Source organism: Acinetobacter sp. 12966 (genome assembly GCF_031196995.1).
Taxonomy (GTDB): Bacteria; Pseudomonadota; Gammaproteobacteria; order Pseudomonadales; family Moraxellaceae; genus Acinetobacter; species Acinetobacter geminorum.
This window is the reverse complement of record NZ_JAVIMC010000106.1, coordinates 23097-29172: the sequence shown is the minus strand read 5'-3', so window position 1 is coordinate 29172 and position 6076 is coordinate 23097. Positions and strand designations below refer to the sequence as shown.

The 6076-nt window shown below is 36.8% G+C and carries 7 protein-coding genes and 1 tRNA gene; 5 read left to right on the top strand and 3 right to left on the bottom strand.

Annotated elements, in window-relative coordinates; translation table 11 throughout:
• Positions 1 to 37: 37 nt before the first annotated feature.
• Positions 38 to 838 (bottom strand): PaaX family transcriptional regulator C-terminal domain-containing protein, encoded by an 801-nt coding sequence (locus tag RFW85_RS16425; protein ID WP_309171709.1) that lies wholly within the window; start codon positions 836 to 838, stop codon positions 38 to 40.
• A gap of 353 nt (positions 839 to 1191) precedes the next feature.
• Between RFW85_RS16425 and RFW85_RS16420 the strand changes: the two genes are divergently transcribed.
• The 4 genes from RFW85_RS16420 to hchA all read left to right on the top strand — a co-directional run bounded on the left by RFW85_RS16420 (position 1192) and on the right by hchA (position 5192).
• On the top strand, positions 1192 to 2010 hold the full coding sequence (locus RFW85_RS16420; protein WP_002116515.1) for an undecaprenyl-diphosphate phosphatase: 819 nt from the start codon (positions 1192 to 1194) through the stop codon (positions 2008 to 2010).
• Positions 2011 to 2168: 158 nt separating this feature from the next.
• Complete coding sequence (locus tag RFW85_RS16415; RefSeq protein ID WP_170248266.1) at positions 2169 to 3065, top strand: AraC family transcriptional regulator; 897 nt, start codon at positions 2169 to 2171, stop codon at positions 3063 to 3065.
• A gap of 33 nt (positions 3066 to 3098) precedes the next feature.
• Complete coding sequence (locus tag RFW85_RS16410) at positions 3099 to 4109, top strand: NAD(P)H-quinone oxidoreductase (RefSeq protein WP_170248265.1); 1011 nt, start codon at positions 3099 to 3101, stop codon at positions 4107 to 4109.
• A gap of 207 nt (positions 4110 to 4316) precedes the next feature.
• Complete coding sequence (hchA, locus tag RFW85_RS16405) at positions 4317 to 5192, top strand: glyoxalase III HchA (protein WP_170248264.1); 876 nt, start codon at positions 4317 to 4319, stop codon at positions 5190 to 5192.
• Between the two features lie 13 nt (positions 5193 to 5205).
• On the opposite strand, the gene RFW85_RS16400 is transcribed toward hchA, so the two are convergent.
• Positions 5206 to 5278: transfer RNA gene (locus RFW85_RS16400), tRNA-Arg, on the bottom strand.
• A 313-nt stretch (positions 5279 to 5591) separates the two neighbouring features.
• On the opposite strand from RFW85_RS16400, the gene RFW85_RS16395 reads away from it, so the two are divergent.
• The gene (locus RFW85_RS16395) at positions 5592 to 5846 is read left to right on the top strand and encodes a TIGR03643 family protein (RefSeq protein ID WP_032052731.1); all 255 of its coding nucleotides are present in this window, start codon (positions 5592 to 5594) and stop codon (positions 5844 to 5846) included.
• 85 nt (positions 5847 to 5931) lie between these two features.
• Here the strand turns inward: RFW85_RS16395 and RFW85_RS16390 are convergent, their stop codons facing one another.
• Positions 5932 to 6072 (bottom strand): DUF2256 domain-containing protein, encoded by a 141-nt coding sequence (locus RFW85_RS16390; protein WP_080947730.1) that lies wholly within the window; start codon positions 6070 to 6072, stop codon positions 5932 to 5934.
• Between the last annotated feature and the right edge of the window lie 4 nt (positions 6073 to 6076).

The window sequence follows — 6076 nt, the reverse complement described above, 5'->3', positions numbered from 1 at the left end:
ACCACTTATTCCGTAGAGCCAAAAAATAAATCGCCCGTTAGTGGGCTAATTCATTTTCATAAAGTTTCTGCCATAGCTTTTGTCCAATCGAATCGAGTTGTTGTACATTTTGAGCAAATTGATTGCGGGCATACTCGTTAACAAATGGAGAGGGTAGTAGAGGATCATTCATGAGTAAGGTAATTGTTTCGCGTCCTAATAACAAAGCTTGGGTAGCGGCCTCATTTAAGGATAAATTTTTATAATTCAAAAGCCATTCTTGAATATCTTGACTATACATCTCATAGTTTTTTTCAAGTTGTTGGGTATCCCACAAAGAAGGAATTAACGAAACTGTTTTTGAGTCAAATTTTTGAATAATAGAAATTTTAGCTTCATTTTCAAGCCCTGCTAAAATAAGCTCTTCACATGTTTTTTCAAAGCTATACGCTAAATTATCTGGACGTATATAAATGCCAGTTTCGAGTTCTCTAAAACCAAATTGACTTAAAGCGCGTTCTCTTTTTTTTAAAGCGGTCCGATCAATACGACCTAAAGTTCCAGTAAAGACTGCCAGATAGTGTTGTTGCCATTCTTTAGTCTGCTTAATGCCATTTTTACGATTCAAAATGACTTTTGCCCATTCTTTGGTTGATGGTGAAAGTTGATAAATGCCGCGTTCTACGCTTTCTATCATGCCTTCATTTAATAGCCGAGTTGTCGCAACACGAATACCATTGTCACTCATATTAAAAAGTTTAGCGGCAATTAATATTTGTTTAATGGTGAGTTGAGGGTAGGCCGAGGAAAGAAATAAATCGATAATGAGATGGCGTGCATTAATTTTGGTATTTTTCATTCAGATAGAATTTTTGATATGAGCTGCATTTGATCAGAATAATATCATGTTTTTTTAAGGACTTTTTAAGATCATTTTGTAGAGTAAGTAAAGGTAAAAAGCTTTGTCTATAAAAAGAAAAACCTTGGCAGTTCTTAACCAAGTTTTATCTTTTTACGATAGTTAACCCAAGTTTGTCATCATGATGTGATACATTATCGCACTTTAAATAAACTGCCTTTAACTAGGGGCAATAACCACAAACGTTAGAAATGATCTGATATTGGACATGTGATAAGTCTAATTTGAGACTTACGAATTGCGATAAAACAAATTTTAGGTCGTTCTAATGATTAACTTTCTTTGAGCAAGTTATGGAAAATTTTGAAGTTATAAAAGCACTGTTTTTAGGCTTTGTCGAAGGCTTAACTGAATTTTTACCCATCTCGAGTACAGGCCATTTAATTTTATTTGGTCATATTATCGATTTCCACTCAGACGGCGGTCGTGTATTTGAGGTCGTAATCCAGTTAGGTGCTATTTTGGCAGTGTGCTGGTTATACCGACAAAAAATTATTAACTTGATTAAGGGATTCTTTAGTGGTGATGTGGAGTCACGTCATTTTGCGATTAGTGTGCTTATTGCATTCTTTCCAGCAGTCATTATTGGTGTTCTAGCTGTCGACTTTATTAAAAGTGTTCTATTTAGCCCAATTGTGGTTGCGATTGCCTTAATTGTCGGTGCCCTGATCATTTTCTGGGTTGAATCTAGACAATTTGAACATAAGACACTTGATGCGACTAAAATTACTTTTAAACAAGCGCTTTTAGTAGGTCTTGCTCAGTGTGTGGCGATGATTCCGGGAACTTCGCGTTCAGGCGCAACAATCGTAGGCGGAATGTTTGCAGGCTTATCACGTAAAGCTGCTACAGAATTCTCTTTCTTCCTTGCTATGCCAACCATGTTGGGCGCTGCGACTTTTGACTTGATTAAAAATGCTGACGTACTCACCTCAGACAATATGGTTAATATTGGCGTAGGTTTCGTTGCTGCTTTTATTGCTGCGCTGTTTGTTGTAAAAGCATTGGTACTGTTTGTAGAACGTCACACTTTACGTGTATTTGCTTGGTACCGAATTGTCCTCGGTGTAATTATTTTAATTGCAGCCATGTTCTTTAATTTATCGGCTTAAATAGCCTGATAAAGTGAAAAAACCTAGAATGCTCTAGGTTTTTTTATGCCTAAAAATTGATTTGAATTGCCTATTTATACAAAGTAAACGTAAGACAGATGTTTTCATTTTGGGTTCATTGTTATATTGATTATTAGATTACCTCTCACAATAAAACTATGCCGCAAAATCATCTTACAGAACATTTGGTCGATGCTTTTTTGCACTTGGCTCCAGCAGAAGGCCTCTATCCTACTTTTATTTCTAATATCACTTTAATGCGTGTAGATCATTCCACACCACCTATTGCTGTGCTGCAAGAGCCTTCAATTGTTTTAGTGATACAGGGATTAAAGCGAGGGTATATTGGTAAAGAAATCTTTCCATTTAAACAAGGGCAGTGCTTATTTATCTCTATTGCTATACCGTTTGATTGCGATACTGTTGTTGAAAATAATGAACCAATGCTGGCGATAGCCATAAAATTTGAACCACAAATGATGGCTGATCTCATTACTAAAATGGATAAACAACAACAAGTGGTTACTGAAGATGCTCATTCAGAAGATTTAAAATTAAGCTGTGGGCTTAGAGTGATTGACATGAATGTGACTATTTCGGAGGTTGCTCTACGATTACTCAATTTACTTCGTTCTAAACAAGATACTTTTATATTGGGTGAGCAAGTTAAAAGAGAATTGGTTTATCGTGTGGTGCAGGCTTCAGGCGGCAATCTAGTCGAGAGTTTATCGGCTATGGTAAGCCGCAATGGTGTGATTTACACCATTTGTGAAATTATTCAGCGTGATTATTATTATAACTTAACGGTTCAAGATTTGGCGAAACAAGCGGGCATGAGCATATCGCTTTTTCATCAGACTTTTAAAAAGGTGACGAATTATTCTCCCTTACAGTACATCAAAATTACTCGGTTACATAAAGCACGTGAGTTGATCATGAACAATAAAATGGGAATCGCAGAAGCAGCCTATGAAGTGGGTTATGTCAGTGCTTCACAATTTAGCCGAGAATTTAAACGACTGTTTGGCGTTCCACCGAAGTCCTCAATTATTTAACGTAGATTAGTAATTTTGAAATATAAATCAAACATGGAGCATTTTATGACCCTTCCAACAACCATGAAAATTATTGAAATTACGGCTCCTGGTGGACCTGAGGTTCTAAAAGTTCAAGATGCTAGTCTTCCAGCACCTCAGGCAGATGAAGTCTTGATTGAGGTAAAGGCTGCTGGAATTAACCGTCCTGACGTTTTGCAGCGTATGGGATTATATCCAATGCCTAAAGGTGTTACTCAAATACCGGGACTTGAAGTCGCTGGTGTTGTGGTCGCTGTAGGTGACCAAGTGGATCAATTCAAGGTTGGTGATAAAGTTTGTGCGCTAACAAATGGCGGCGGTTATGCAGAATATTGTGCGGTAACTGCAACTCAAGTATTACCAATTCCTGAAAATTTATCTTTTACACAAGCTGCTGCGATTCCAGAAACATTTTTTACAGTTTGGGCAAATCTATTTGATATTGGCCGTTTACAGAAACATGAAACTGCACTGATTCATGGTGGGGCAAGTGGTATTGGAACCACAGCTTTAGCCATTTGCCATGCTTTGGGGATTAAAACTTTTGCTACGGTTGGTAGTGAAGATAAAGTTGAAGCACTCTCTAGTTTCACCACAGCAATTAACTATAAAACCCAAGATTTTGAGCAGGAAGTTTTGAAGCACACTCAAGATCAAGGTGTTGATGTCATTTTAGATATTGTAGGCGGTTCTTATTTCACGAAAAACCTAAATCTATTAAAACGTGATGGCCGATTGGTCATTATTGGTTTTATGGGTGGACGAATTGCAAAAGAATTTGATTTACAAAAACTGATTTTAAAACGTGCCACAATTACAGGTTCAACGATGCGCGCACGTAATAGCCAAGAAAAAGCCCAGATTGCCCAATCTTTGCATGAGCATGTGTGGCCATTATTGGCACAAGGTAAGTGTTTACCGCAAATCTATAAGACGTATGCTTTTTCAGATGTACAAAGTGCTCATGCATGTATGGAGCAAGGTGACCATATTGGAAAGATCGTTTTAGAGATGAATGCTTAATCTTATCTGTGACAGTTTAGGTGAATGACATGTTTGCCTAAACTGAAATTTTATAATTCTAGATTCTGCCTATTTCTCTATAAAAATTGCCAAATTCTATTGGCAGATTGCACCAGTTCTATAACTTCACCTATAAATTGAGTAAGAAATAACAATTGGTTCTTACCTTATTATTTCTTTCCATACTGATGAAAAAGGATAGTAACAATGAATACTGCAAATATTGATGATAAAAATCCTACTCCAGATTTGGCTGAAGATAATGCCTTTTTCCCATCACCATATTCACTGAGTCAATACACTGCTCCTAAAACAGATTACGATGGCACAACCTATACAACGCCGTATGCAGGCAATAAAAAAGTTTTAATGATTGCAACTGATGAGCGTTATATCCAGATGCAAAACGGTAAGTTCTTCTCAACAGGTAATCATCCTGTAGAAATGCTTTTACCGATGTTTCATTTAGATAATGCTGGCTTCGAAATTGATATTGCGACACTTTCAGGAAATCCAGCCAAACTTGAAATGTGGGCAATGCCAAAGCAAGAACAAGTGGTGTTAGACACCTTTCAGAAATATGCAGATAAATTAAAAAATCCGCTAAAACTAGCTGACATTTTAGAAAATGCAGTCGGTGAAAACTCACCATATGCGGCTATATTTATTCCGGGTGGGCATGGCGTATTAGCTAAAATTCCACATAGCCTTGAGGTGAAAAAAGTTCTTAAATGGGCGGTTGAGCATGATAAATTTATTATTACATTATGCCATGGTCCAGCTTCATTACTTGCTGCGGCTGTAGATGAACAGCCAGAAAACTATATTTTTAAAGGCTATCAAATTTGTGTATTCCCTGATTCATTAGATAAGGGAGCAAATATTGATATCGGTTATATGCCTGGAGCTTTACCTTGGCTAGTGGGTGAAAACCTTGAAAAACTTGGTGTGGAAATTTTAAATAAGGGCATTACAGGTCAATGTCATAGAGACCGTAAATTGCTAACTGGTGATAGTCCGCTTGCTTCTAATAATTTAGGCAAACTTGCAGCTGAAACATTGTTGGCTGAAGTGAAGGATTAACGTATTAAGTATGTGCGCCCTGCGGGACTCGAACCCACGTCTGTCGCTTAGGAGGCAACTGCTCTATCCAGTTAAGCTAAGGGCGCATAATTTTATGATTATAAACAAAAAAGCTACTGCTAAGGCAATGGCTTTTTTACATTTTAAGTATTAAAACCTCTGCCATAGTGGCTAATAAAAATAAAGCTTTACGATTCAACAGTTGCATACTCACTTATGCTTTATAGAAAAATAGAGTTTATAAAGCTAAAAAATCACAAAAAATTCATGTTGATCTTTCTATGATCTGAAGCAAAACACGAAAAGATTTAAGGTGAGCAATTGGATAGATACAGTTATTTCTAAACCATTGTTTGTTAAGAATCAGATTTGGCTATCTATAAATCAAAAGGGCATAACATGAAAAAAATTGATGAACAGGACTTATCTAGAATTATTGAAATGGCATGGGAAGATCGCACTCCATTTGAAGCAATTGAGCGAGAGTATGGCTTAAGCGAAAGCGAAGTTATTCGTTTAATGAGATACAACCTAAAAACCAATAGTTTTAAACTTTGGCGTAAACGTATGGCAGGGCGTAAAACTAAGCATCAACAATTACGTTCACCAGACGTTGAACGAGCTTACTGCTCTCGTCAGTATAAATATGCTTAACATCATCAGATATAACCAATTGAAATCCAGCTGATTCAACAATCAAGAGTAGTGTTGAATCAGTTAAAACAATCGAGTGAAATATCTACTTAGTTGATTGGGCTTGTCTTTTACATCTTTCAGAGCAATATTTTACTTCTTCCCAGCAACGTTCCCATTTTTTTCGCCAGTCAAAAGGACGTTGACAATAGGCACATATTTTCTGGGGTAAATGTTGTTTTTTCATGATC